Annotated in this window: 23 protein-coding genes and 1 riboswitch; of the genes, 17 read left to right on the top strand and 6 right to left on the bottom strand. The window is 72.2% G+C overall.

Translation table 11 applies throughout. The features are described from left to right. Genes ACNTMW_RS14655 through ACNTMW_RS14645 form a run of 3 tightly spaced genes read right to left on the bottom strand, consistent with a single transcriptional unit; the run spans position 1 to position 2,676 of the window. Positions 1-804, bottom strand: a complete 804-nt coding sequence (locus tag ACNTMW_RS14655) for an MlaE family ABC transporter permease (RefSeq protein WP_426634079.1) — start codon at positions 802-804, stop codon at positions 1-3. Between the two features lies 1 nt (position 805). Continuing rightward, positions 806-1,636 carry an MlaE family ABC transporter permease gene (locus ACNTMW_RS14650; RefSeq protein ID WP_426634078.1) on the bottom strand — a complete coding sequence of 277 codons (831 nt, stop codon included), beginning with the start codon at positions 1,634-1,636 and terminating at the stop codon, positions 806-808. Beyond that, complete coding sequence (locus tag ACNTMW_RS14645) at positions 1,633-2,676, bottom strand: ABC transporter ATP-binding protein (protein WP_426634077.1); 1,044 nt, start codon at positions 2,674-2,676, stop codon at positions 1,633-1,635. The genes ACNTMW_RS14650 and ACNTMW_RS14645 overlap by 4 nt, the downstream gene beginning before the upstream one ends. A 220-nt stretch (positions 2,677-2,896) precedes the next feature. Here ACNTMW_RS14645 and ACNTMW_RS14640 point away from each other — a divergent pair, with 220 nt between their 5' ends. The 5 genes from ACNTMW_RS14640 (at position 2,897) to ACNTMW_RS14620 (ending at position 7,171) form a co-directional block, all read left to right on the top strand. Next, positions 2,897-3,472 carry a sigma-70 family RNA polymerase sigma factor gene (locus ACNTMW_RS14640; RefSeq protein WP_426634076.1) on the top strand — a complete coding sequence of 192 codons (576 nt, stop codon included), beginning with the start codon at positions 2,897-2,899 and terminating at the stop codon, positions 3,470-3,472. After that, positions 3,469-4,404, top strand: coding sequence for a hypothetical protein (locus tag ACNTMW_RS14635; protein ID WP_426634075.1), 936 nt, complete (start codon positions 3,469-3,471; stop codon positions 4,402-4,404). Before ACNTMW_RS14640 ends, ACNTMW_RS14635 begins: the two co-directional genes overlap by 4 nt. A gap of 128 nt (positions 4,405-4,532) precedes the next feature. Continuing rightward, on the top strand, positions 4,533-4,856 hold the full coding sequence (locus ACNTMW_RS14630) for a hypothetical protein (RefSeq protein ID WP_426634074.1): 324 nt from the start codon (positions 4,533-4,535) through the stop codon (positions 4,854-4,856). Between the two features lie 109 nt (positions 4,857-4,965). Next, positions 4,966-5,469 carry a hypothetical protein gene (locus ACNTMW_RS14625; RefSeq protein ID WP_426634073.1) on the top strand — a complete coding sequence of 168 codons (504 nt, stop codon included), beginning with the start codon at positions 4,966-4,968 and terminating at the stop codon, positions 5,467-5,469. Positions 5,470-5,506: 37 nt separating this feature from the next. Beyond that, a complete protein-coding gene (locus ACNTMW_RS14620) occupies positions 5,507-7,171 on the top strand; it encodes an FAD-dependent oxidoreductase (RefSeq protein WP_426634072.1) in 1,665 nt (554 codons plus the stop codon). Between the two features lie 238 nt (positions 7,172-7,409). Here ACNTMW_RS14620 and ACNTMW_RS14615 read toward each other — a convergent pair whose 3' ends face one another. Continuing rightward, on the bottom strand, positions 7,410-8,795 hold the full coding sequence (locus ACNTMW_RS14615; RefSeq protein ID WP_426634071.1) for a cation:dicarboxylate symporter family transporter: 1,386 nt from the start codon (positions 8,793-8,795) through the stop codon (positions 7,410-7,412). 212 nt (positions 8,796-9,007) lie between these two features. Between ACNTMW_RS14615 and ACNTMW_RS14610 the strand changes: the two genes are divergently transcribed. The 11 genes from ACNTMW_RS14610 (at position 9,008) to gcvP (ending at position 19,433) form a co-directional block, all read left to right on the top strand. Further along, positions 9,008-10,018, top strand: coding sequence for a patatin-like phospholipase family protein (locus ACNTMW_RS14610; protein ID WP_426634070.1), 1,011 nt, complete (start codon positions 9,008-9,010; stop codon positions 10,016-10,018). A 236-nt stretch (positions 10,019-10,254) separates the two neighbouring features. Then, positions 10,255-10,869: a cardiolipin synthase ClsA gene (gene clsA / locus ACNTMW_RS14605; RefSeq protein WP_426634069.1), complete on the top strand. Its 615-nt coding sequence runs from the start codon at positions 10,255-10,257 to the stop codon at positions 10,867-10,869. A gap of 62 nt (positions 10,870-10,931) precedes the next feature. Then, entirely contained in the window at positions 10,932-11,930 is a 999-nt protein-coding gene (locus tag ACNTMW_RS14600; RefSeq protein ID WP_426634196.1) for a DUF881 domain-containing protein, read from the top strand. Next, positions 11,927-12,259: a small basic family protein gene (locus ACNTMW_RS14595; RefSeq protein ID WP_426634068.1), complete on the top strand. Its 333-nt coding sequence runs from the start codon at positions 11,927-11,929 to the stop codon at positions 12,257-12,259. The genes ACNTMW_RS14600 and ACNTMW_RS14595 overlap by 4 nt, the downstream gene beginning before the upstream one ends. 2 nt (positions 12,260-12,261) lie before the next feature. Next, on the top strand, positions 12,262-13,161 hold the full coding sequence (locus ACNTMW_RS14590; RefSeq protein ID WP_426634067.1) for a DUF881 domain-containing protein: 900 nt from the start codon (positions 12,262-12,264) through the stop codon (positions 13,159-13,161). Between the two features lie 51 nt (positions 13,162-13,212). Then, complete coding sequence (gene gcvH / locus ACNTMW_RS14585; protein ID WP_426634066.1) at positions 13,213-13,590, top strand: glycine cleavage system protein GcvH; 378 nt, start codon at positions 13,213-13,215, stop codon at positions 13,588-13,590. Between the two features lie 210 nt (positions 13,591-13,800). After that, positions 13,801-14,241: an oxoglutarate dehydrogenase inhibitor Odhl gene (odhI, locus tag ACNTMW_RS14580; RefSeq protein WP_426634065.1), complete on the top strand. Its 441-nt coding sequence runs from the start codon at positions 13,801-13,803 to the stop codon at positions 14,239-14,241. 137 nt (positions 14,242-14,378) lie between these two features. Next, on the top strand, positions 14,379-15,104 hold the full coding sequence (ftsR, locus tag ACNTMW_RS14575; protein ID WP_426634195.1) for a transcriptional regulator FtsR: 726 nt from the start codon (positions 14,379-14,381) through the stop codon (positions 15,102-15,104). A gap of 113 nt (positions 15,105-15,217) precedes the next feature. Continuing rightward, a complete protein-coding gene (locus ACNTMW_RS14570; protein ID WP_426634064.1) occupies positions 15,218-15,682 on the top strand; it encodes a bifunctional nuclease family protein in 465 nt (154 codons plus the stop codon). A 131-nt stretch (positions 15,683-15,813) separates the two neighbouring features. Next, on the top strand, positions 15,814-16,356 hold the full coding sequence (locus tag ACNTMW_RS14565; protein ID WP_426634063.1) for a MerR family transcriptional regulator: 543 nt from the start codon (positions 15,814-15,816) through the stop codon (positions 16,354-16,356). A 59-nt stretch (positions 16,357-16,415) separates the two neighbouring features. Next, positions 16,416-16,514: riboswitch (glycine riboswitch) on the top strand. Between the two features lie 84 nt (positions 16,515-16,598). After that, the gene (gene gcvP, locus ACNTMW_RS14560; RefSeq protein WP_426634062.1) at positions 16,599-19,433 is read left to right on the top strand and encodes an aminomethyl-transferring glycine dehydrogenase; all 2,835 of its coding nucleotides are present in this window, start codon (positions 16,599-16,601) and stop codon (positions 19,431-19,433) included. Positions 19,434-19,547: 114 nt separating this feature from the next. On the opposite strand, the gene ACNTMW_RS14555 is transcribed toward gcvP, so the two are convergent. Then, on the bottom strand, positions 19,548-19,760 hold the full coding sequence (locus ACNTMW_RS14555) for a DUF5999 family protein (RefSeq protein WP_426634061.1): 213 nt from the start codon (positions 19,758-19,760) through the stop codon (positions 19,548-19,550). Positions 19,761-19,956: 196 nt separating this feature from the next. Between ACNTMW_RS14555 and ACNTMW_RS14550 the strand changes: the two genes are divergently transcribed. After that, positions 19,957-21,171: a chorismate-binding protein gene (locus ACNTMW_RS14550; protein WP_426634060.1), complete on the top strand. Its 1,215-nt coding sequence runs from the start codon at positions 19,957-19,959 to the stop codon at positions 21,169-21,171. Here ACNTMW_RS14550 and ACNTMW_RS14545 read toward each other — a convergent pair. Then, positions 21,146-22,948, bottom strand: a complete 1,803-nt coding sequence (locus ACNTMW_RS14545) for a substrate-binding and VWA domain-containing protein (RefSeq protein WP_426634059.1) — start codon at positions 22,946-22,948, stop codon at positions 21,146-21,148. The genes ACNTMW_RS14550 and ACNTMW_RS14545 overlap by 26 nt on opposite strands. Positions 22,949-23,135 lie beyond the last annotated feature (187 nt).

Raw genomic sequence — 23,135 nt, 5'->3', positions numbered from 1 at the left:
TCACCCCGCGATCCGTACGGTCGTGGTGGCGCCCCAGATGGCCAGCGACAGGAAGAAGTCGACGACGTTGACGGCGACGATCGCCAGCCGTACCGCCCGGCCGACCGCCACGCCGACCCCGGCGGGGCCGCCGCTGGCGTGGTAGCCGTAGTAGCAGTGCACTCCGACGACCACGACGCTGAACACGAGTACCTTGCCGAACGACCACAGCACGTCGGCCGGCGGCAGGAAGAGGTGGAAGTAGTAGTCGTACGTGCCGGTGGACTGCCCGAAGTAGACGGTCGCGATGGTGCGGGTGGCCAGGTAGCTGGCCATCAGCCCGACGATGTACAGCGGGATGACCGCGATGAACCCGGCGATCATCCGGGTGGTGACCAGGAACGGCAGCGACGGGATACCCATCACCTCGAGCGCGTCGACCTCCTCGGAGATGCGCATGGCGCCGAGCTGGGCGGTGAACCCGGAACCGACGGTCGCGGACAGGGCGAGGGCCGACACCAGTGGGGCGATCTCCCGGGTGTTGAAGTACGCCGAGATGAAGCCGGTGAACGCGCTGCTGCCGATCTGGTTGAGTGCCTGGTAGCCCTGCAGGCCCACCTCGGTACCCGTGAAGAACGTCATGAAGCCGATGATTCCGACGGTGCCGCCGAGCACCGCGAGGGCGCCGGTCCCGAAGCTGACCTCGGCCAGCAGGCGGAGGATCTCCCGCTTGTACCGCCGGATCGTGCGCGGCGCCCACGCGACCGACCGCAGGTAGAACGACAGCTGGCCGCCCAGGTCGTCGAGGTGGTCGAAGATGGCCACGTCAGCTCCCCTTCTGCGGGACGACCTGGAAGTACACGGCGGTGACGACGAAGTTGACCGCGAACAGGAGCATGAACGTGATGACCACGCTCTGGTTGACCGCGTCGCCCACGCCCTTCGGGCCGCCCTTCGCCGTCATCCCCTTGTAGGAGGCGACCAGCGCGGCGATGGCGCCGAACAGGACCGCCTTGATCTCGCCGGAGATCAGGTCCGGCAGCTGCCCGAGCGCCTGGAAGCTCGCCAGGTACGCACCGGGCGTGCCGCCCTGCACGATCACGTTGAAGGCGTAGCCGCCGCACACGCCCACGACGTTGACCAGGCCGTTGAGGAGGAAGGCGACCAGCATCGACGCGACGATGCGCGGCGCCACGAGGCGCTGGATCGGGTCGATGCCCAGCACCTCCATCGCGTCCAGCTCCTCGCGGATCTTGCGGGAGCCCAGGTCCGCGCAGATCGCGGAGCCGGCGGCGCCGGCGACGATGAGCGCGGTCACGATCGGCCCGGCCTCGCGGACGATGGCGATGACCGAGGCGGCGCCGGTGAACGACTGCGCGCCGAGCTGCCGGGTCAGCGAGCCGAGTTGCAGTGCGATGACCGCGCCGAACGGGATCGACACCAGCGCGGCCGGCAGGATCGACACCGAGCTGATGAACCACGCCTGCTGGATGAACTCGCGGACTCCGAACGGGCGGCGGAACAGGCCGCGCAGCGCGTCCAGGCAGAACGCGAAGAAGTTGCCGTAGATCCGCAAGCCCTCGGTGGCGTACCCGACCAGCGGGCCGCCCCGGTGCCGGCGGGCGGCCCCGGGGTCCGGTGGCGGTCCGACGGTCACGGCGCCACCTCGCTGCGGTACAGCGCGCCGGACGGGTACTCGTGCGTGTCCTCGGCGGCGTGCCGGCCGGCTTCCGCGGCGTGCCGGCCGGCGGCCGGCGGGTCGGCCATCCCGAATGACCCGGGTGGCGGGGTGACGCCGTGCTCGCGGCACCACTGCCCGGCCGGCCGCTCGGCGCGGCGGCGGCCGGAGTCGGAGGGCTGCAGTTGAGGCGGGATCGGCGGCAGCGGCGGCAGCTCCACCCCGGACGCCGCCTCGGCCTCCAGTTCGTCGGCGTCCTTCTCCTCGGCCATGCCGATCGGGCCGATCCGCTGGGCGTTGAGGAACTGGCGGACCACCGGCTCCTCGCTGGACAGCAGCATCTCGCGCGGCCCGAACATGGCCAGGTGCGCGTGGTAGAGCAGTCCGATGTTGTCCGGCACGGTACGGGCGGTGTTGATGTCGTGCGTGACGATGAGGAACGTCGCGTCGGTCTGCTGGTTGAGATCGATGATGAGCTGGTTGAGGTAGGCGGTGCGGACCGGGTCGAGGCCCGAGTCGGGCTCGTCGAACAGGATGATCTCAGGGTCCAGGACGAGTGCCCGGGCCAGGCCGGCCCGCTTGCGCATACCACCGGAGATCTGACCCGGCAGCTTGTCCTCGGCGCCGACCAGGCCGACCATCTCCAGCTTCTCCCGGACGATGGCGCGGACCTGCGACTCCGGCTTGCGGGTGTGCTCGCGCAGTGGGAAGGCCACGTTGTCGTAGATGTTCATCGAGCCGAACAGGGCGCCGTCCTGGAACAGCACCCCGAACAGTCGGCGGACCTCGTACAGCTCCCGCTCGGACAGTCGGGGCAGGTCCCGGTCGCCGATCCAGATGGACCCCCGGTCCGGTGCGAGCAGGCCGACCAGCGTCTTGAGGAAGACGGACTTACCGGTCCCGGAGGGGCCAAGGAGGACAGATATCTCCCCGGCCGGCAGCGTGAGGCTCACGTCCGCCCACACCGGGTGGCCGTCGAAGGACTTGGTCAGTCCCTCGACACGTACCTCGACGCCCAACTGCTCCTCCCGGGTGCTTGGGGTTGTACATGGACATCGCGACGCGGCCTCGGCGTGTAACACGCCGGTACTCCGGCCGACATTGACGGCGGGCAAATGCTGTCCACATCGGGGCAAAGTGTCAACAGTCGACCGACCAGCCGTCACCCGTTCGGGGGTTGGCCCCTGGCCGGGCAGCGTGCGGGATACTCGTCGGTAACGAGGGGGTACCACGACATCCATGACCGTGCCTGAGGCAGAACTGGTCCGGCGGGCCGCCGGTAGCGACCCGGTCGCGACCGCGGCGCTGTTGGCGCGGCTGCGCCCCGGCGTCGTCCGGTACTGTCGGGCCCACCTGGGGCGCGTCGGCGGTGCCTACACGACCGCCGACGACATCGCGCAGGAGGTGTGTCTGGCGACGCTGCGCGCCCTGCCTCGCTTCCGCGACGAGGGGCGGCCGTTCTCCGCCCTCGTCTACCGGATCGCCGCGAACAAGGTCGCCGACGCGCAGCGTGCGGCCATGCGGCACCTGTCGGTGACCCTCGTCGACGTGCCGCCGGACGGGCCGGACGCGGCGCCCGGCCCGGAGCAGGCGGTACTCGCCACCGACCGGGCCCGTTGGCTGTCGGCGCTGCTCGGCAAGCTGTCGCCGGTCCATCGGGAGATCGTCGTTCTGCGGGTCGCGGTCGGCCTGCCCGCGGAGGAGGTGGGGGGCGTGCTCGGGATGTCGGCCGCCGCGGTCCGAATGGCGCAGTCGCGCGCCCTCGCACATCTACGCGCGCTGGCCGGTGACACCTTGGACGAGGTGCCGGCATGACGGGCAACCCATCGACCTCCGACGAGCGCCCCGTCGACCTGGCCGACCTCGCCGCCGACGCGCTGCTGCTCGACGCGCTGGGCCGGGGCGAACCGGTCGCCGACGCCGACCCGGTGGCCGCGCTGCTGGCCGCCTGGCGCGCCGACCTCGGCGCAGACCCGATCGCGGTCCCCGACGATGGACCGATCACCGTCCCCGAGGACGGACCGGCCGCCGTCGGTCCGGCGGTCACCGGTCCGGACGGGGCGGGGGCCGGTCGGCGGGGCGGGCGCCGGTCACGCCGGGCCGCGCGGTGGGCGGTCGGCGCCGCTGCGGCCGTCCTCGTCGCCGGTACCGGTCTGGTTGTCGGGGCCGGCCACGCCACGCCGGGAAGTCCGCTGTGGCCGATCACCCGGGTGATGTACCCCCAGCGGGCCGACCTCGCGACGGTCGACGCCACCCTCGCGCAGGCGCGCCGGGCGGCCGAGGAGGGGCGCGTCGACGACGCGCGCAGGCTGCTCGGACAGGCCGGCACGCTCCTCGGGCGACTGGGCGACTCGGCGCGCACCCGGCGGCTGCGCGCCGACCTCGACGCCGTACGGGCGACGCTGCCCGGCGCGCCCACCCCGGCGCCGTCCGATCCGGTACCGGCGCCGTCCACTCCGGTACCGGCGCCGTCCACTCCTGCGTCCGGCCCCGGCCCCACGCCGACGGCCGGCGTCCCGGTGCCGCGACCGACGGCCCCGGTGCCGCTGCCGAAGACACCGGAGGGTGGCGCCGTGCTGCCGACGACTGTGCCGGTCCCGCCGCTGCCGGGTGTCTCGCTGCCGCCGACGCTCGCGGTACCCGTACCGCCGGTCCCGGGCGAGGAGACGCTGCCGGCACTGCCGCCGATCGGGAACCTGCCGCCGCTGCTGCCTCCGCTCGGCGGCCTGCCGGTCCCGCCGCGCTGACCGGCCGGTGGTCCGTCCCGACCGAGCACCCCGGCGAGCGGGCCGCGTACCTGGTTCGTGCCCGGTTTCCGCCGCACGCGCGGGGTGGTGGTGGCCGAGGCCCGGCCACCGCCCAAAGAGGGACCCGCGTGTTCAACCCGCTTGGCCATGAAGGCATCCCGCTCGACCGGCGCCAGATCGCGTACGTGCGGTACATCGAGAACCAGCAGCAGCGAGTGGTCAACTGGCTGCTGCCGGGCATCAACAGCCCGCTGGAGACGACCCTCGGCTACGAGCAGAACGCCGTCGACCTGACCGCGTGGCTGGCACGCAACGAGCCCGACCCGCACCTGCGCCAGGCGTACGAGTTCGGCGTGCTGGAGGACTTCGACCACCTGTACCGGTACGCGAACCTGTACGAGATGGTGGAGCGGCGCAAGGCGGAGAAGGTCGTCGACGTGCTGACCGAGTGATGTCGGGCCGGCCGACGGTCGTCGAGCACCGGCACCCGTACGACAACGTGCGTGACCCGTACGACCGAACACCGCCGACCCGCGCTCCAAGCTGCACGCGATCACGATCGTGTCGGCCGAGCAGCAGGTGATGAACTACGACATGAACGTCGGCCCGCACTATATGGAGCCGATCGCCCGCCAGCTCTACCAGGAGATCAGCCTGATCGAGCAGGAGCACGTGACCCACTACGAGTCTCTGATGGACCCGACCGAGCACCTCCAGGCGGGCGTTCGGGTAGTGCCACATCCCACGGTTCGCGCATCGTCTCCGCGCCGGTTGGCGGGGCGGCGGCGCCGTCGAACAGCGCCCAGCCCTGGACGTCGAAGGGCACCCCGGCCGGCCGGTACGGGGCTGATGCCGACGAGCCGCTCGACCCCGGTCGGGCGCGTCGGCGAGGACCCGCTGCGTGGCGCTGCCGCCCATGGAGTGCCCGACAACCGAGAAGGTCTCCACGCCGAGGGCGTCGGCGAGGTCGAGGGCGTCGCGCGCGATCTCGGCGATGCTGTGGTCACCGGCGACACCGGTCCGCGAGCCGTACCCGCCGGGGGCAGGTTACGGGCCCGGCCGTAGCGGGTAGCTCGTCCGTTTCCCCACCGTGGGGGTGGACATGAGCTTGCTGGTCGAGACGCCGGACCGGTACGGGGCGTACCCGCGCCTGAGCGACACTCAGATCGAGTCCCTCACCGCCCGGGGCCAGCGCCGGCCCACCGACGAGGGCGACGTGCTCATCCGGGAGGGCGAGGAGGGGTACGACTTCATCGCCGTCCTTACCGGCAAGGTGGCCAACTACGAGGGCTACCGCAGCAGCGACGAGCGCCTGATCAGCGTGCACGGACCGGGGCGCTTCCTGGGCGAGCTGAGCCTGCTCACCGGCCAGGCCGCGTTCTTCACCTCGGTGGTGGTCGAGCCGGGCGAGGTGCTCGACGTGCCGGCGGATCAGCTCCGGGAAGCCGTCGTGCAGGACCCCGCGCTCGGCGACCTGATCCTGCGCGCCTACCTCATCCGCCGCTCCATCCTCATCGGGCTCGGCGCCGGTATCCGCATCGTCGGCTCGCACTACGCGCCCGACACCCGCCGCCTGCGCGAGTTCGCCGCCCGCAACCGGATCCCGTACCGCTGGATCGACCTGGAGCGCGACCGGGAGGCCGAGGCGTTGCTGCGTCACCTGGGGATCCGGCCCGCCGAGACACCCGTCGTCATCTGCCCCGCCGGGCAGGTGCTGCGCAACCCGAGCAACGCCGAGCTGGCCCGGTCCGTCGGCCTGCCGGTACCGCACCTGGCCGAGGCGACCTGCGACCTCGCCGTCGTCGGGGCCGGCCCGGCCGGGCTGGCCGCCGCCGTGTACGGCGCCTCCGAGGGGCTCGTCACGATCACCCTGGACGCGGTGGCCACCGGCGGCCAGGCCGGCACGTCGTCGAAGATCGAGAACTATCTCGGGTTCCCCGCCGGCGTCTCCGGCGGGGAGCTGGCCGAGCGGGCGGTCATCCAGGCGCAGAAGTTCGGCGCGCAGTTCCAGGTCCCGGCGGAGGCGCGGGGACTGGAAACCCGCGAGGACAGCCACGTCATCCGGCTGGCCGACGGCTCGGAGGTGCGCGCCCGTACCGTCCTGATCGCTACCGGGGCCCGCTATCGCAAGCTGCCCGTGCCGCGTCTGGAGGAGTTCGAGAAGACCAGCGTGTACTACGCGGCGACCACGGCCGAGGCGCTGCAGTGCCGGCGCGATCCGGTCGCGATCGTGGGCGGGGGCAACTCGGCGGGGCAGGCGACCCTGTTCCTGTCCCGGTACGCCGATCACATCCGGCTGATCGTCCGCAGCCGCGACCTGGGCAAGGACATGTCGCGCTACCTGGTCGACCGGGTCGTCCGGCTGCCCAACGTCGAGATCCTCCTGCACACCGAGGTACGCGAGCTACTCGGCCGGGAAACGCTTGAGGCCCTCCTGGTCGAGGACACCGACGCGGAGGAGTACCGGCTGATACCCGCCAAGGCCCTGTTCGTCTTCATCGGCGCGCAGCCGTGCACCGGCTGGCTGGGCGGCGCGGTCGCGGTCGACAAGCACGGCTTCGTCCTCACCGGCCAGGACAGCAGGGACGGCGCCGCCGGGGCGCGGCTGCTGGAGACCAGCCAGCCCGGGGTCTTCGCCGCCGGCGACGTCCGGCACGGATCCGTCAAGCGGGTGGCCTCGGCGGTGGGGGAGGGGTCCATGGCGGTGCGGCTGGTGTGGGAGTACCTGCACACCGCCGGCCGTACCGAGGCCGCACGCGGTCGGTGAGCGCGGGCCGGCGAGCGAGCTGGCGGGCAATGCGCGGGTGCACCGGCCGTCCCAGGATCCGCGCCCCCAAGATCCGCGCCCCAAGATCCGCGCAATGTCGCACGTATTGCTACTTCCCCGCGCTCGGATGCCGCAATGTTTGCGACATTGCGCGGATCTTGAGGGGTGCGGGTGGCGCGACCTTGCGCGGATCTTGAGGGGTGCGGGTGGCGCGACCTTGCGCGGATCGTGCGGGGTGTTACTCCGCGCCCACTCCCGCTCCGGTCGCGACGGTCTCGATACGCGCCGCCGGACCGTCGTGCGGCGCGGCGCCGTCGTCGAGCATGGTGCGCTCGTCGAACGGCTCCTCGCCGCGCAGAACGCGCCGGGCACGGTCGGAGTCGAACTCGCCGGACCAGGTGCCGACCAGGACGGTCGCGACCGCGTTGCCGGCGAAGTTGGTCAGCGCCCGGGCCTCGGACATGAACCGGTCGATGCCGACGATGAGGCCGACGCCGTCGACGAGTTCGGGTCGGTGCGACTGCAGGCCGCCGGCGAGGGTGGCGAGTCCCGCGCCGGTGACGCCGGCCGCGCCCTTGGACGCGATGATCATGAATGCCAGTAGCGACACCTGCTGCCCGATCGACAGCGGCTTGCCCACCGCGTCGGCGATGAACAGCGACGCCATCGTCAGGTAGATTGCCGTGCCGTCGAGGTTGAACGAGTACCCGGTCGGCACCGTGATGCCGACGACCGGGCGGGACACGCCCAGGTGCTCCATCTTGGCGATCAGGCGGGGCAGGGCCGACTCCGACGACGAGGTCGACAGGATCAGCAGGAACTCTCGGGCCAGGTAGCGCAGCAGCGAGAAGATGCTCATCCGCGCGAAGCCCCACAGCAGCGCGCCCAGGACGATCAGGACGAATATCAGGCAGGTGGCGTAGAAACCGGCCATGATCTGGGCCAGTCCGACGAGCGCCTTCGTGCCGGTGGCGCCGACGACGGCGGCCATCGCGCCGAATGCGCCGATCGGGGCCACCCACATGATCATCGCGAGGATCCGGAACACCAGTCGCTGAAGGTGCCCGATGCCGCGCAGGATGGGCTCGCCGCTGGCTCCCAGGGTCTGCAGTGCGAAGCCGACCAGCAGTGCGACCAGGAGGGTCTGCAGGACCTGGCTCTGGGTGAGCGCGGAGAACAGGGTGTCCGGGATGATCTTGAGGAGGAAGTCGACCGTGCTGCCCGACTCCCCACCGGCCGCCTTCGCGCCAGCGGCCTTCGCCGCGTTCGTCAGGTGGAGTCCGGAGCCGGGGTGGATCAGGTTGCCGACCACGAGCCCGATCGCGAGCGCGACCGTCGACATCACCAGGAAGTACACCAGCGCCAGGCCGCCGACCTTGCCGACCTTGGCGGCCTTGCGGACCGATCCGATGCCGAGCACGATCGTGCAGAAGATGACCGGACTGATCATCATCTTGATCAGTTTGACGAAGCCGTCGCCCAGTGGTTTGAGCTCGACGGCGATCTTCGGCGCGGCGAGGCCGACGACGATGCCGGCGACGACGGCGACGATCACCGCCAGGTAGAGGTAGTGGGTCCGATCGCGGCGGGCCGGAGCCGCCGCGTCGGCTGCGGACTGTGACATGACAGTTCCTCCGAGGGGTGTGCGGCCAGCGTCGTCGTGGGGGTACGTCACAGACGTCGCTGTGTGCCCTAGGTTGCCAGACCGCCGAACGAGGAAAAGGCACCAGGTGTGGCGAGTCGCACCTGTCGGGTAAAAGCCGTCCCACGGGGTAAGGCGGGCCACCACCGGGGCGCGTGGGTCACCCGGCGGGTGGGCACCACTGCGGAGGCATCATGGGACGCCGGATCGCGTCACCGGAGCGACCCCGGGTCGACAGCACCCCGAGGATCGACGGCGGCACCGCGCTGGTGTTCGCCGGTACCGGTGCGCCGGCGGCCTACTTTGGCGCCGGCGCCGTCCAGGCCCTGGAGGAGGCGGGGCAGCGGCCCCGGGTGGTGTCCGGGGTGTCGACCGGTGCGATCAACGCGTACGCCCTCGGCGCCGGCCTGGACGCGTCGGCGCTGGCCCGCATGTGGTCCCGCATCGGCTGGAGCGACCTGTACCGGCCGCGCGCGGACCTGTGGCGGGCGGTCAACGTGGGCCGGTTGCTGCGCCCGAACACCAATCCCGCCGAGTACCTGCTCGACGCCGTCGGCTGGACCTGGCTGCTCGACCCGGCGCCGACCCGCCGGACCCTCACCCGGTACCTCGGGCCGCTCCCGATCACCCCACCGCCGGACCTGGTCGTCGTGCTGCCCGCGGTCGACGAGGTCACCGGACGGGTGGTGCGGTTCTGCTCCCGGCTGCCACCGCGCCGTCGCCGCGACCCCTGGTTCCGCCAGGTCGACCTCACCGCCGACCACGTACTGGCCAGTGCCGCGATGCCGCTGCTGATGCGGCCCAGTGCCGATGACCGCCACCCGCTGGTCGACGCCGGGCTGGTGGCCGGCCGGCCGCTGGCGCCGGTCATGCGGTACGAGCCGGATCGGGTGGTCGTCGTCTCCGGGGCGGCGGCCACCCGGGCGGCCGGGCACTCGCTCGGCGCCGCGATCGCGCTGCTCGCCGACGCCGTCACGCGCAGCGCGGTGGCGGCCGACCTCGACCATGCGCACACCGTCAACCGGCTCGTCCGGGCCGCCCCGGCGGCGACGGTGAAGCGGTACGTGCCCGTCCTGCTGGTCGAGCCGGCCGACGTCGACGCACCGGCCGGCGGGTTACTGACCTTCACCGCGGCGCACGCCCGGCGCATGATCGAGTACGGCCGGGAGCGGGCCGCCGCCGCGCTCGCGGCCTGGCAACCGTGAGCGTGTGCGGCCCGATTGCCGTGGCCGCGTGGCCCGATTGCCGTGGCCGTGTGGCCCGATTGCCGTGGCGGTGTGGCCCGATTGCCGTGGCGGTGTGCGGTCTGGTCACCGTGGCAACCGCAGGTCGTCAGGCCGCGCCCGTCGCCCGCCACCGGCCTTGGTCCTGCTAGCCTGCTTACCGTTCTCGGCGGTCCGACCAGCGGCTTGCCGGGCGGACGGGCAGGGGAGCGGCACACGTGGATCCGACACGCGTCGAGGGTGCCGGCCGGGTTCTCACCGTCCCCAACCTGATCAGCTTCGCCCGCCTCGCCGGGGTGCCACTCTTCCTGTACCTGTTCCTCGTCGCGGACCGGCCCGTCGCCGCGGTGATCGTGCTCGGGGTGGGTGGTACGACCGACTGGGTGGACGGCTACCTCGCGCGCCGCCTGGGCCAGGTCAGCCGCCTCGGTGAGCTGCTGGACCCGTTCGCCGACCGGCTCTACATCCTCGCCACGCTGCTGGCGTTCACGCTGCGCGGGGTCGTCCCGTGGCCGTTCACCGCGGCGTTGCTGCTGCGCGAACTCGTGGTCGGCGCGACCATCCCGCTGCTGCGCCGGTACGGGTACGGGCCGCTGCCGGTCCACTACGTGGGCAAGACGGCGACGTTTCTGCTGCTGGCGGCGTTCCCGGTGCTGCTGCTGGCGCACGCCAGCGCCGGCGCGCGGCCGCTGGCGAGCCCGATCGGCTGGGGCCTGGCGTGGTGGGGCATCGTCCTGTACTGGGTCGCCGGCCTGCTCTACCTCGTGCAGTGCGCTGCGATCATCCGCGCGGCGCGCCGTGACCGCGGGGGAGACGGAGCGATGCCGGCGTGACCGGCCCGTCCGCCGCCGACCCGGACGCGCGCCCGGACCCGACCGGGGAGGTGCGCCCGGCGGTGAACGCGGATCCGACCGGGGAGGCGCGCCCGGCGGTGAACGCGCACCCGCGCCCGGCCGACTTCCTGACCGAACTGTTCCGCTCCCCGCTCGACCCCGGCTACGCGCAGGCCGCGCGGAAACGGGCGGCCGGGGCGCCACCGCCGGCCGCGTGGCGGCGGGCGACCGCCCGCGGTGTGGGCCTGGTGGCGCTCGTCCTGATCGGCTTTCTGCTCGCCGTCGCTTACCGGTACGTCGCGGCGGCAGAACCGGAGGCCAGCCGGGCCAAGGCCGGCCTGGTCGCCGACGTCCGGGCCCGCCGGGCCACCGCCGACGAGCTGCAGAAGCACGCCGACGCGCTGCGCGAAGAGGTGGTCCGTGAGCGCGACGCGGCGCTGGCCGACAGTGACGAGAGCGCGCGGCTGCGCAACCTGGAGGCCGGCACCGGGCTGGCCCGGGTGCACGGTGACGGCGTCGTGGTCCGGGTGTCGGACGCCCCTGCCCCGGTGGACCCCGTGACCGGCAAGCAGTCGGCCACCAACCCGGGCCGGGTCCTCGACCGCGACCTGCAGGACATCTCCAACGAACTGTGGCGGCTGGGCGCGGAGGCGGTCACGGTCAACGGCGAGCGGCTCACCGCCACCTCGACGATCCGGACCGCCGGCGGTGCGATCCTGGTGGACTTCCGGCCGGTGACCGCCCCGTACCAGGTGGCCGCGATCGGCCCCGGTGACCTGCGGGACGCGTTCAACGCGTCGGCGACGGCGAAGCGGTTCCGCACGTACGTGGCCACCTACCGGATGCAGTTCTCGGTCGACCGCCGTAACGGCATGACCTTCGCGGCGGCCGTCCAGCCCCGGCTGCGGTATGCGCAGCCGCTGCGGCCACCGGAGTCGCCCCGGCCGTCGGTGTCCGCCCGGCCGACCGGCTCGCCGACGCCGCCCGACGCGCCAGGGCCGAGTGGTTCGCCACGGCCGGCGGGCTCACCCGTACCCTCGGCCTCGGGAGGTAGGAGATGATCGCGGTAGCCGCGTTGCTCGTCGGGGTGGTGCTCGGCGTTGTACTGGAGCCGACGGTGCCGGTCGCGCTGCAGCCGTACCTGCCGATCGCCGTCGTGGCGGCGCTCGACGCCGTCTTCGGTGGGGTGCGGGCCAAGCTCGACGGGATCTTCGACGACAAGCAGTTCGTCGTCTCGTTCGTGTCGAACGTTCTGGTGGCCGGCCTGATCGTGTACCTCGGCGACCAGTTGGGCGTGGGTGGGCAACTGTCGACCGGCGTGGTGGTCGTGCTCGGGGTCCGCATCTTCGGCAACGTCGCCGCCATCCGGCGTCACCTGTTCCGGGCCTGACGATGGGTGGTACCGACGACCCGCGCCCGCCGGCCGGGGACGCCGAGCCGTCCCGCGCCGACGCGCCCGTGACGCCCGACGCATCCACGCCGCCCGTGCTGCCCGACGCGCTCACGGGTGCCGGGGATGCCGACGAGGTGCCGGTGACGACCGGGGATGCCGACGACGTGCCCGCGACGACCGGGGCGGGCCCGCGGGCCGGCCGGTCCGGGCGGGTCTCCTCGGCCGGCGCGATCATCGCGCTGCTGCTGGGCCTGCTGGGCTTCGCCCTGGTGGTCCAGCTCCGCAGCAACGCGACCGATCCCGAACTGGCCACCGCGCGACCGGAGGACCTCGTCCGCATCCTGTCCGATCTCGACAGCCGCTCCGACCGGCTGCGTCAGGAGATCGCCTCCCTGGAGGCGAGCCAGCGTCAGCTCGCCTCGGGTGCCCAGGGGCAGGCGGCGGCCGTAGAGGAGGCCCGGCGCCGCGCCGACGAGCTGGGCATCCTCGCCGGTACCCTGCCCGCGCAGGGGCGGGGTCTGGAGCTGACGTTCACGGCCGGCAGCGAGGCGCTCCCGGCCAGTACGCTGCTGGACGCGGTGGAGGAGCTGCGCGGGGCCGGCGCGGAGGCGATGCAGATCGCCGGCGCGGACGGGCGGCCGGTCCGCATCGTGGCCTCGACGTACTTCGCCGACGCAAAGGGCGGGCTGACCGTCGACGGGGTGCGCCTGACCGGCCCGTACCGCCTGGTCGTGATCGGCGATCCGCAGACGATGCACACGGCGCTCAACATTCCCGGTGGGGTGGTCGACACGGTGCACCAGCGCGGCGGTAACGTGATCGTCCAGGAATCGGACGTGGTCGGAGTGACGGCGCTGCATCAGGTGGCCGCCCCCCGGTACGCGCGTCCGGTCTCCTGATACCTGTCCGCCACGTACCGGCGCACCGCCGGCTGGGCAAAGGAACGCGACGTGATTCCCGAGGACCTGCGATACACCGCCGAGCACGAGTGGGTACAGCCACAATCGAGTGCGGTTCGCGTTGGTGTCACCCACTTCGCGCAGGACGCGCTGGGTGACATCGTCTACGTGCAGCTTCCGGAGCCGGGTACCCAGGTGGCGGCCGGCGACCCGCTCGGTGAGATCGAGTCGACCAAGAGTGTGTCGGAGATCTACGCCCCGGTCGCCGGTACCGTCGTCGCCCGCAACGACCAGCTCGCCGACACCCCGGAGCTGATCAACAGCGACCCGTACGGTGCGGGATGGCTGGTGGACATCGAGCCGGCCGAGGCCGGCTCCGTTGACGGGCTGCTCGATGCGGCGGCGTACCGTCAACTAACCGACCAGTGATGTTTGTCCTTGATGGTCGCGTATTCTGCGCGTCCAGTTGACCCCACATTTCGGCCGTGACTAGGCTCGCTCAGTCGACCGTGAATCCACGGTCGCGGGTGAGGCTACGTCGTGTGGCCGGGGGGACAGCGCCGCAACTCCGCTTCGGGGCAGCGCTCCAGCCGCGTCCCGTCGCATCCGACGCCCGACTGATAACCGTGAGGTGGTCTGATGACGCGCCCAGACGACGAGTACCCCCCGCTCGACGTCACGTCCACGCTCAACCTCGGCAGCCTTGACGAGGCGGTGGACGGTCCCGATGCCGACGTGGCGCCGACCCGGATGGCGGGCTCACTCCCGCCCGGGATGGCGCTGCTCGCGGTGCGGCGCGGGCCCAACGCGGGCGCGCGCTTCCTGCTCGACCACGACGTGACGACCAGCGGACGCCACCCCGACAGCGACATCTTCCTCGACGACGTGACCGTGTCGCGCCGTCACGCGGAGTTCCACCGCGAGGGCGGCACGTTCACGGTACGTGACGTCGGCAGCCTCAACGGTACCTATGTGAACCGCGAGCGGGTCGAGTCGGCTACTCTCAGCAATGGCGACGAGGTCCAGATCGGCAAGTTCCGGCTGGTCTTCATCGCCGGTCCGCGCAACGAGGATCAGTGAGCGACAGCACGTCTTGCGATCACGGGCACCCGATGGCGCCGTAGGCCCCACCGGGTGCCCCAGCGCCGCGACGGTGGGGAGGCCGAGTGAGTGGGGCGTCGGCGGCTGCGGCGAAGTCCGCGCGCCAGCAACGGTTGATGAGCATCGGTGAGGTTCTTGCCCACCTGCGCGTCGACTTCCCCGACACCACGATCTCGAAGCTGCGCTTCCTCGAAAGTGAAGGCCTGGTCGAGCCGCAGCGCACCGCGGCCGGCTACCGCAAGTACAGCTGGGACGATGTGGCGCGGCTGCGTTACATCCTGACCGCGCAGCGCGACCACTACCTGCCGCTGCGGGTGATCCGGGACCAGTTGGCCGCGCTCGACGCGGACAAGCCCACGGTCACCGCGGCGCCGACCACCCCGATGCCGGCCGGCCCCGCCGACCGGCTGCGCCCGACCCTCGTGGCGGTCGCACCGGGCCCGTCGCCCGCTCCGGTGGTGGACCCCGCGGACGTGCTGCTGCGCCGCGACGAGTTGCTCGACCGGACCGGGCTGTCCGATGAGACCCTCGCCACGCTCGAACAGTACGGGCTGCTCGCCGAGCGGCCGGGCGGCGGTTACGACTCCGACGCGCTGGAGGTCGCCGCCGCGGCGGCCCGCCTGGGCGAGTATGGCCTGGAAGCGCGCCACCTGCGCGCCTACCGGGCCGCGGTGGACCGTGAGATCGGGCTGTTCACCCAGCTCGTGGCGCCCCTTGCCCGGCAGAGTGGGCCGACGGCCCGGGCCCGGGCCGCCGAGACGGTCCGGGAACTGACCGCCTGCACCGAACGGCTGCGCGCCGCCCTGCTGCGCAGCGGCCTCCGGCAGACCCTCGGCCGGTAGGCGGACCGGACAGTGTGTAAGCCACGGCACGCTGACGGTCGGTACGCGAAGCCCGTATGTCCCACGCGCCGTGTACCGTGCAGGGAGAGGGACGAAGCGACACGGAGGCGGCGGTGCGTGAGCTGAGCGTGGTTGGTGTTCGGGTGGAACTGCCCACCAACCAGCCGATCGTGCTGCTTAAAGAGGTGGACGGCGACCGCTACCTGCCGATCTGGATCGGTGCGGTGGAGGCGACCGCCATCGCCTACGAGCAGCAGGGTGTCAAGCCGGCCCGACCTCTTACCCATGACCTGCTCCGCGACGTGCTCGCGGCGCTGGAGGCGCCGTTGCGGGCCGTGGAGATCGTCGAGATGCGCGACAACATCTTCTACGCCGAGCTGGTCATCGGCGACGGGGTCCGGGTGTCGGCCCGCCCGAGTGACTCGATCGCGCTGGCGTTGCGTGTCGGCGCCCCGATCCGCTGTGCCGATCAGGTGCTCACCGAGGCCGCCATCGTCATCCCGGACGAGCAGGAGGACGAGGTCGAGAAGTTCCGGGAGTTCCTGGAGCAGGTCAGCCCGGAGGACTTCGCCGGCTGACCGGTCCGGAAGCGGCCGGCGTACCGCCGACGACCCTCGAACGGTTTGGTTACGGCGTGTCGCCAAAAACCTCCACGTGGAGCCCAGTTCTGCGCTATAGGGTGAGGGCTGTCGACGCTGGAGGTGGTCGTATGAGTCAGCCGCCCGACCCTGGTCACGGGGGCGCCGAGGATGCTGTGGGCTATCGCGGTGTGACCGCCTGCCACGCTGCCGGCATCAGCTACCGCCAGCTCGACTACTGGGCCCGCACCGGGCTGGTCGTGCCCAGCGTGCGGGACGCCTCCGGATCGGGCACCCAACGGCTGTACTCGTTCCGCGACATCGTGGTTCTCAAGGTCGTCAAGCGCCTCCTGGACGCCGGAGTCTCGTTGCAGAACATCCGTAAGGCGATCGACACCCTCCGGTCGCGCGGCGTCGCCGACCTGGCCGGCATCACGCTCATCTCCGACGGCACGACCGTCTACGAGTGCCGTTCGCCCGAGGAGGTCGTCGATCTGCTCCAGGGCGGACAGGGCGTCTTCGGCATCGCGATCGCCGGCGCGTTCAAGGAGATCCAGGGCACGCTGTCGCACCTGCCGGCCGAGCCGGCCGTGGAGATCGGTGACGAACAGGCCGGGTGCGACGCGGCCGGCGACGAGCTGGCCGCCCGCCGGGCCCGCCGCCGCGCCGGCTGACGCCGCAGCCCCCGGTCACCCGGGTCGCGGAGATCCGCTGGTAGCGTTGTAGCCGCTGGCACGTCTACGCGCGAGAGACCGTCCGACACCGTTCGGGGCGGCGCCGAAGGGGCAAATCCTCCCCGGAACCTCTCAGGCAAAAGGACCGCGTAGACAGGCACCTCTGGAGCGACCGGACAGTCTCCGGCCATGACAGAGGGGGAGGCGCGAGACAAGCTACCCGCGACCTCCCGGAGCGTGCGATGACCGATCCTCTCGACCCGTTCGCCAACCACGCGTTCGCCCGCCGGCACATCGGTGCCTCCGCTGCCGAGCAGCGACACATGCTCGACACGATCGGCTACGGCTCGATCGACGAGCTGATGGACGCCGCGATACCGGAGGCGATCCGCTGGCACGGCACGCTGGATCTGCCGGCGGCCGCGACCGAGGCGGAGGCGATCGCCGAGCTGCGCGCCCTGGCCGGGCGCAACCGGCCCATGGTGCCGATGATCGGGTTGGGCTACTACGGTACCCACACCCCGGCCGTGGTGCGCCGCAACGTCCTGGAGAACCCGGCCTGGTACACCGCCTACACGCCGTACCAGCCGGAGATCAGCCAGGGGCGGCTGGAGGCGCTGCTCAATTTCCAGACCGTGATCGCCGACCTGACCGGGCTGCCGATCGCCGGCGCCTCGCTGCTGGACGAGGCGACCGCGGCGGCCGAGGCGATGACCCTCGCGCGCCGGGCGGGCAAGGCGAAGAGCAACGTGTACGTCGTCGACGCCGACACCCTGCCGCAGACCGTCGCCGTCATCGCCACCCGCGCCGAGCCGCTCGGCATCGAGGTACGCGTGGTCGACGTCGACCGCGACGAGCTGCCGGCCGAGTTCTTCGGGCTGCACCTGCAGTACCCGGGTGCCTCCGGCGCGGTCCGCGACCACGCCGCGCTGGTCGCGGCGGCGCACGAACGGGGCGCCCTGGTGGCGGTCGCCGCCGACCTGCTCGCGTTGTGCCTGCTGCGCGAGCCGGGCGCGATCGGCGCCGACATCGCCGTGGGCAGCGCCCAGCGGTTCGGTGTGCCGATGGGCTTCGGCGGCCCGCACGCCGGGTACATGTCGGTGCGCGCCGGCCTGGAGCGGATGCTGCCCGGGCGGCTGGTCGGCGTGTCGAAGGACGCCGACGGTAACCCCGCCTACCGGCTCGCCCTCCAGACCCGCGAGCAGCACATCCGCCGGGAGAAGGCGACCAGCAACATCTGCACCGCGCAGGTACTGCTCGCCGTGATGGCCAGCATGTACGCCGTCTACCACGGCCCGGAGGGCCTGCGTGCCATCGCGACCCGGGTACACGAGCGGGCCACCCGCCTGGCGGCCGGGCTGACCGCCGGCGGGGTCGAGCTGGCCGACGAGGCGTTCTTCGACACCGTCACGGCCGTCGTACCGGGCCGGGCCGCCGAGGTCGTCGCGGCCGCCGCCGCGCGCGGAGTGAACCTGCGCCCGGTCGACGCCGACCGGGTCGGTGTCGCCTGCGACGAGACCACCACCGAGGCGCACCTGCGGCTCGTGTGGGAGGCCTTCGGGGTGGCCGGAGTCGACGCCGCGGCCGAGGCGGTACCGGCGGAGCTGCGCCGCACCAGCGACTACCTGTCCAACCCGGTGTTCTCGGCGCACCGCTCCGAGACCGCGATGCTGCGTTACCTGCGGCGGCTGTCGGACTCCGACTACGCCCTGGACCGGGGCATGATCCCGCTCGGCTCGTGCACCATGAAGCTCAACGCGACCACCGAGATGGAGCCGATCACCTGGCCGGAGTTCGCCGACCTGCACCCGTTCGCGCCGGCCGATCAGGTCGAGGGGTACCGGCAGCTCATCGGTGACCTGGAGCGGTGGCTGGCCGAGGTCACCGGCTACGACGCGGTCAGCCTGCAGCCGAACGCCGGCTCCCAGGGGGAGCTGGCCGGCCTGCTGGCGATCCGCGGGTACCACCGTGGCCGCGGCGACGACCACCGCGACGTCTGCCTGATCCCGTCGAGCGCGCACGGCACCAACGCGGCGAGCGCGGTCATGGCGGGCATGCGTGTGGCCGTGGTGGGCTGCGACGACGGCGGCAACGTCGACCTGGTCGACCTGGACCGCAAGATCGAACAGCACCGGGACCGGCTCGCCGCGATCATGGTGACCTACCCGTCGACCCACGGCGTGTACGAGACGGGCATCGCCCAGCTGTGCGCCAAGGTGCACGACGCGGGCGGCCAGGTGTACGTCGACGGCGCGAACCTCAACGCCCTGCTCGGCTTCGCCCGGCCGGGCCGCTTCGGTGCCGACGTGTCCCACCTCAACCTGCACAAGACGTTCTGCATCCCGCACGGCGGTGGCGGGCCGGGTGTCGGCCCGGTCGCGGTCCGCGCGCATCTCGCCGAGTACCTGCCGGGCCACCCGCTGCGGACGCACGAGGGCACCGGCCCGGTGTCGGCGGCGCCGCAGGGCTCCGCCGGGATCCTGCCGATCCCGTGGGCGTACCTGCGGATGATGGGGCCGGAGGGGCTGACCCGGGCCACCGGGGTGGCGGTGCTCGCGGCCAACTACGTGGCGGCGCGGCTGCGCGAGCACTACCCGGTGCTGTACGCCGGCAACAAGGGCCTGGTGGCCCACGAGTGCATCCTGGACCTGCGGCCGGTCACGAAGTCCAGCGGCGTGACCGTCGACGACGTGGCCAAGCGGCTGATCGACTACGGCTTCCACGCCCCGACGATGTCGTTCCCGGTGGCGGGGACCCTGATGGTCGAACCGACCGAGAGCGAGGACCTGGCCGAGCTGGACCGCTTCTGCGAGGCGATGATCGCGATCCGGGGTGAGATCGACCGGGTCGCGACGGGCGAGTGGCCGGCGACGGACAACCCGCTGGTGAACGCGCCGCACACGGCGTCGATGGTGACGGCTGACGAGTGGCCGCACCCGTACCCGCGGTCGCTCGCGGCGTACCCGGGCGGCGGTGACCGCGCGAGCAAGTACTGGCCGCCGGTGCGGCGGATCGACGGGGCGTACGGTGACCGCAACCTGGTGTGCGCCTGCCCGTCGCCGGAGGCGTTCGAGTAGTCGGTGGGGTCCGCGTGGCCGGTGGCCACCGGGCCCCCACATAGCGAGGATCTTGGAATGAGCCGGCCGACCGGCCGATCATTCCAAGATCCTGGTTGGTGCGAGCGGGATCGCTCAGGCTGCCCCGGCCATCATCGCGTGCCGGGCCGGGCCGCGGTGCGGCTCGACCGGGCGGCCGTCGGGCAGCAGCTCACCGGTGTCCTCGAACACGATGACGCCGTTGCAGAGCAGGCTCCATCCCTGCTCGGGATGGGTTGCGATGACCCGGGCCGCGTCGTGGTCGACCGCCTCCGCCTCGGGACAGGGCGGCTGGTGCTGGCAATACATCGGGATCGCCGACTTTCCGTGCTCGTGGCGGGGTGTGCAGTACCTCACATTGAACAGTGACGCACACTACCAACCGTTCCGGCGCAGTTTCGAGCATGTCTCCGACTGTGCTGGGAATTCTCCACCCTTCGGATGATGCGGATCGATACGGTTGGCCGATCAGCATGTAGTTACGGTGCGTGACATGGTGCCTGGAATGAGGACGCCCGGTGCGGTGTCACCGGAGCGCTCCGGCGAGGTGACCCGGCCGGAACACCTCGGCGAGGTGGCGCGGCTGGAATGGTGGCTCGCCGACGGCGGTGATCCGGCCGAGCTGATCGCCGGCTTCCTCGACACGTACGGGCTGCGGCACGAGGATCTGGGCGACGCCGGCCGCCGCGCCGGATCGGGCCGGGTCACCGGGCCGGCCGGTGCGGACGGGTACCGGGCCGTGCTGTTCGTGTCGGCCGCCGCGGGCGCCCGCATGGTCGACCACGCCGGCCCGCCGAGCCCGGCGCCCGCGGTACCCGATGTCGTGATCGTCGTCTACGGCCCGCGGGCGGGTACCGGGCGGACGCCGGCCCATCCGGTGCGGCCCGGACCGTGGCGGCTCGACCCGTGGCGACCGAGCTGGACGCCGCAGTCGCACGCCGGCGCCGTCAGCGCGGTCCGGGAGGCCATCGCGCGCGGTGACGTGTACCAGGTCAACCTCGTCGGTCACCAGAGCGCCGGCTACGGTGGCGACCCGCTACCGGCGCTGCGCCGGGTGGCGGCGCTGCCGGGCGCCCGGTACGGCGGGGTGCTGACCGGCGACGGCTGGGCACTGGCCTGCGCCTCACCGGAGATCCTGTTCAGCGTCGCCGACGGCCGGATCGTGACCGGTCCGATCAAGGGCACCCGGCCGGCCACCGACGCCGGCCGGCGGGAGCTGCTCACCTCCACCAAGGAACGCGCCGAGCACGTCATGATCGTCGACCTGGAGCGCAACGACCTCGCCCGGGTCGCCGCCACCGGCTCGGTCCGGGTCGACGAGCTGTACGCGATCCGCCGCTGGTGTGGTCTGTGGCAGGCGGAGTCGGTGGTGTCGGCGCGGCTGGCCGCCGGTGTCGGGCTGGCCGACGTGCTGCGTGTGATGTGCCCCGGCGGGTCGGTCACCGGTGCCCCGAAGCTGGCCGCGCTCGACGTGATCGCCGACCTGGAACCGGTCGGACGCGGGCCGAGCATGGGTGCGTACGGCTGGGTCACCCGTGACGGCATCGACCTGGGCCTGACCATCCGTACCGTGGCCGTGGACGCCGAGCGGGTACACGTGTGGGCCGGCGGGGGTATCACCTGGGGCAGTGATCCGGAGGCCGAGGTCGCCGAGGCGGCCGCGAAGGCCGCCCCGCTGCGCGCCGCCCTCGCGGCTACACGCGACCGAAAATCGCCGTGAGCAGGACCTGGTCGATGTCGAACCCGGTCTTGGAGGTGTACGACGTCGCCCCGGTCGTGGCGGAGATGTTCTGGAGCGTCCCGAAGTCCGCGTCCTCGCCGTACCCCACGGTCACGACCGGTACCCGGTGGTCGGAGTCCGCGTTGTTGCGGCTGAGCTGCTCGCGGAGCTGGTCGAGGCTCAGGCCGGCGCCGCCGTCGGGTTCGTTGCGCCCGTCGGTCATCAGCACGACCAGGTTGGTCGCGTTCGGCTGGAAGCTGGCGAGCACGGCCTGCTGGGCGGCCGCGATCGTGTCGTACAGGCCGGTCGCGCCGGTGGCCGGTACCCGGTCGATCGCGGCGAGCATCTCGTCCTTGCGGGTGTGACCGTTGACCGGGTCGCCGATCCGGCCGAGCGGCACCAGTGACCGGTACGGTGACGCGCCGTCCTGCTTGCTGGAGAAGACCCACAGGCCCGCCTGGGTGTCCCCGGCGAACAGGCTGATCGCGCTCTTCGCGGCGTCCTTGGCCAGTGCCAGCTTGGTGCGGCCGGTGCCCGGTACCGCGTCGTTCATCGAGCCGGACACGTCGAGGACGACCAGGATGTTGGTCGGGCGGGTCAGCGCGGTCCAGGTGTCCATCGAATGCTTCACCGAGTCGGCCAGCAGGACCGCCCGGGGCAGCGTGGTCAGCTTCGCCGTGAGGCCGGCGAGTTCGGTGATGTCCTTGCCCGCTGCCCGGTTGGCGTCGCGGAAGCCGCGGCGCAGGAACTCCGCCCGGCCGTCGGGGCCGCGCAGGTACGTCAGGAATGACTGCGCCACCGCCTGGCGGTCCCGGCTGGCCCACGGCGCGTCCAGGGTCAGGTACGGGTAGTCGGCGTCGCCGCTGCCGTTGGTCGGGTAGATCGCGGCGAGCGGCACCTTGGGCCTGGTCCGGTTGTACGCCAGCACGTCCTGTTCGAGGGCGGGGAAGGCGGACACGTAGCTCAGCGCCGCGTCCTGGCCGCGTGCGTCGGCGTCGCGTAGCGCGGCGAAGATCTGGTCGGTGCCGTCGGTGTAGACCGAGCGGACCTGCTTGAGCCGCAGTACGGTGCTCTGCTCGTCCGGGCTGACCTCGCCGTCGTCGTTGCCGTCGAGCACGGCCATCAGCGCGAGCAGGCCGGCCGTCGACTTGAGCGGGTCGGTCATGCCGAACCGGAACGGTCCCCAGTCCTTGTCGTACGCCTTCCAGCCGTTCGTGCCGTCGGCGAACTTGTTGATCACGTCCTGCCAGGTGAGCTGGGCCTTGGGCCAGCCGAGCGTCTCGGCCATCGGCCGGGGCATCGCGATGACGGCGGGCGTACGCGCGAGGCTCGGTTGCAGGTCCGGCATCATGCGCTCGGCGATGGCGGCGGTGGACGCACGCCGGACCCAGGCCGACGAGTCGGGTACCCAGACATCCGGCGCGGGGCCGGCGGTGCGGGTGTCCCAGTCGCCGTTGGCGCCGAGGATCTGCGCCATGACGGCGGAGTCCTTGGCGGTGAGCTCCACCGCGGCGCACCGGCCCCGTACCGACGGATGGGTGTCCTGCCATCCGCGTACCAGGTCGGCCATGATCGGCTGGATCGTGGGCGCCGCGATGACCGTCGCCTTGACCTGCCCGGAGCAGGAGTTGCGGGTCAGGACGGCGTAGCCCACCGAGAGCCCGGCAAGCGCCAGGGCGCCGACGACGGAGAACACGATCCAGGGCGCCACGAGGAACCGGCGTCGGGGACCGCCGCGCCGGTGTGACCGGACGGTCGCGGGGGAGCCAGCGGGCATGACGTGCCTCCCGGGGGCGGACGGGTGCTCCCGGCGGAGGGCCGGGAGCAGCGGGTACCTCCCGGCGGAGGCCGGGATCGGCCAAGTTTAGGCCGTCACTGATCGGTCCCGGATGCCGCAATCGGACTCAGTCGTAGTGTCATCGGTCGATCACCCAGGGCTCCGACGATCATCCCTTTTCGCAGGT

Origin of the sequence: Planosporangium spinosum, assembly GCF_049999945.1 — a bacterium.
Lineage (GTDB): Bacteria > Actinomycetota > Actinomycetes > Mycobacteriales > Micromonosporaceae > Planosporangium > Planosporangium spinosum.
The sequence above is the reverse complement of the archived record's forward strand: the minus strand, read 5'-3'. Positions and strand labels throughout refer to the sequence as shown.

Bases quoted from the DNA above. Each gene is read 5' to 3' on its own strand.
- ACNTMW_RS14640 (WP_426634076.1), top strand. From the start codon at position 2,897: ATGACCGTGCCTGAGGCAGAACTGGTCCGGCGGGCCGCCGGTAGCGAC.
- ACNTMW_RS14635 (WP_426634075.1), top strand. From the start codon at position 3,469: ATGACGGGCAACCCATCGACCTCCGACGAGCGCCCCGTCGACCTGGCC.
- ACNTMW_RS14620 (WP_426634072.1), top strand. From the start codon at position 5,507: ATGAGCTTGCTGGTCGAGACGCCGGACCGGTACGGGGCGTACCCGCGC.
- ACNTMW_RS14615 (WP_426634071.1), bottom strand. From the start codon at position 8,795: ATGTCACAGTCCGCAGCCGACGCGGCGGCTCCGGCCCGCCGCGATCGG.
- ACNTMW_RS14610 (WP_426634070.1), top strand. From the start codon at position 9,008: ATGGGACGCCGGATCGCGTCACCGGAGCGACCCCGGGTCGACAGCACC.
- ACNTMW_RS14595 (WP_426634068.1), top strand. From the start codon at position 11,927: ATGATCGCGGTAGCCGCGTTGCTCGTCGGGGTGGTGCTCGGCGTTGTA.
- ACNTMW_RS14590 (WP_426634067.1), top strand. From the start codon at position 12,262: ATGGGTGGTACCGACGACCCGCGCCCGCCGGCCGGGGACGCCGAGCCG.
- odhI (WP_426634065.1), top strand. From the start codon at position 13,801: ATGACGCGCCCAGACGACGAGTACCCCCCGCTCGACGTCACGTCCACG.
- ftsR (WP_426634195.1), top strand. From the start codon at position 14,379: ATGAGCATCGGTGAGGTTCTTGCCCACCTGCGCGTCGACTTCCCCGAC.
- ACNTMW_RS14565 (WP_426634063.1), top strand. From the start codon at position 15,814: ATGAGTCAGCCGCCCGACCCTGGTCACGGGGGCGCCGAGGATGCTGTG.
- gcvP (WP_426634062.1), top strand. From the start codon at position 16,599: ATGACCGATCCTCTCGACCCGTTCGCCAACCACGCGTTCGCCCGCCGG.
- ACNTMW_RS14555 (WP_426634061.1), bottom strand. From the start codon at position 19,760: ATGTATTGCCAGCACCAGCCGCCCTGTCCCGAGGCGGAGGCGGTCGAC.
- ACNTMW_RS14550 (WP_426634060.1), top strand. From the start codon at position 19,957: ATGAGGACGCCCGGTGCGGTGTCACCGGAGCGCTCCGGCGAGGTGACC.
- ACNTMW_RS14545 (WP_426634059.1), bottom strand. From the start codon at position 22,948: ATGCCCGCTGGCTCCCCCGCGACCGTCCGGTCACACCGGCGCGGCGGT.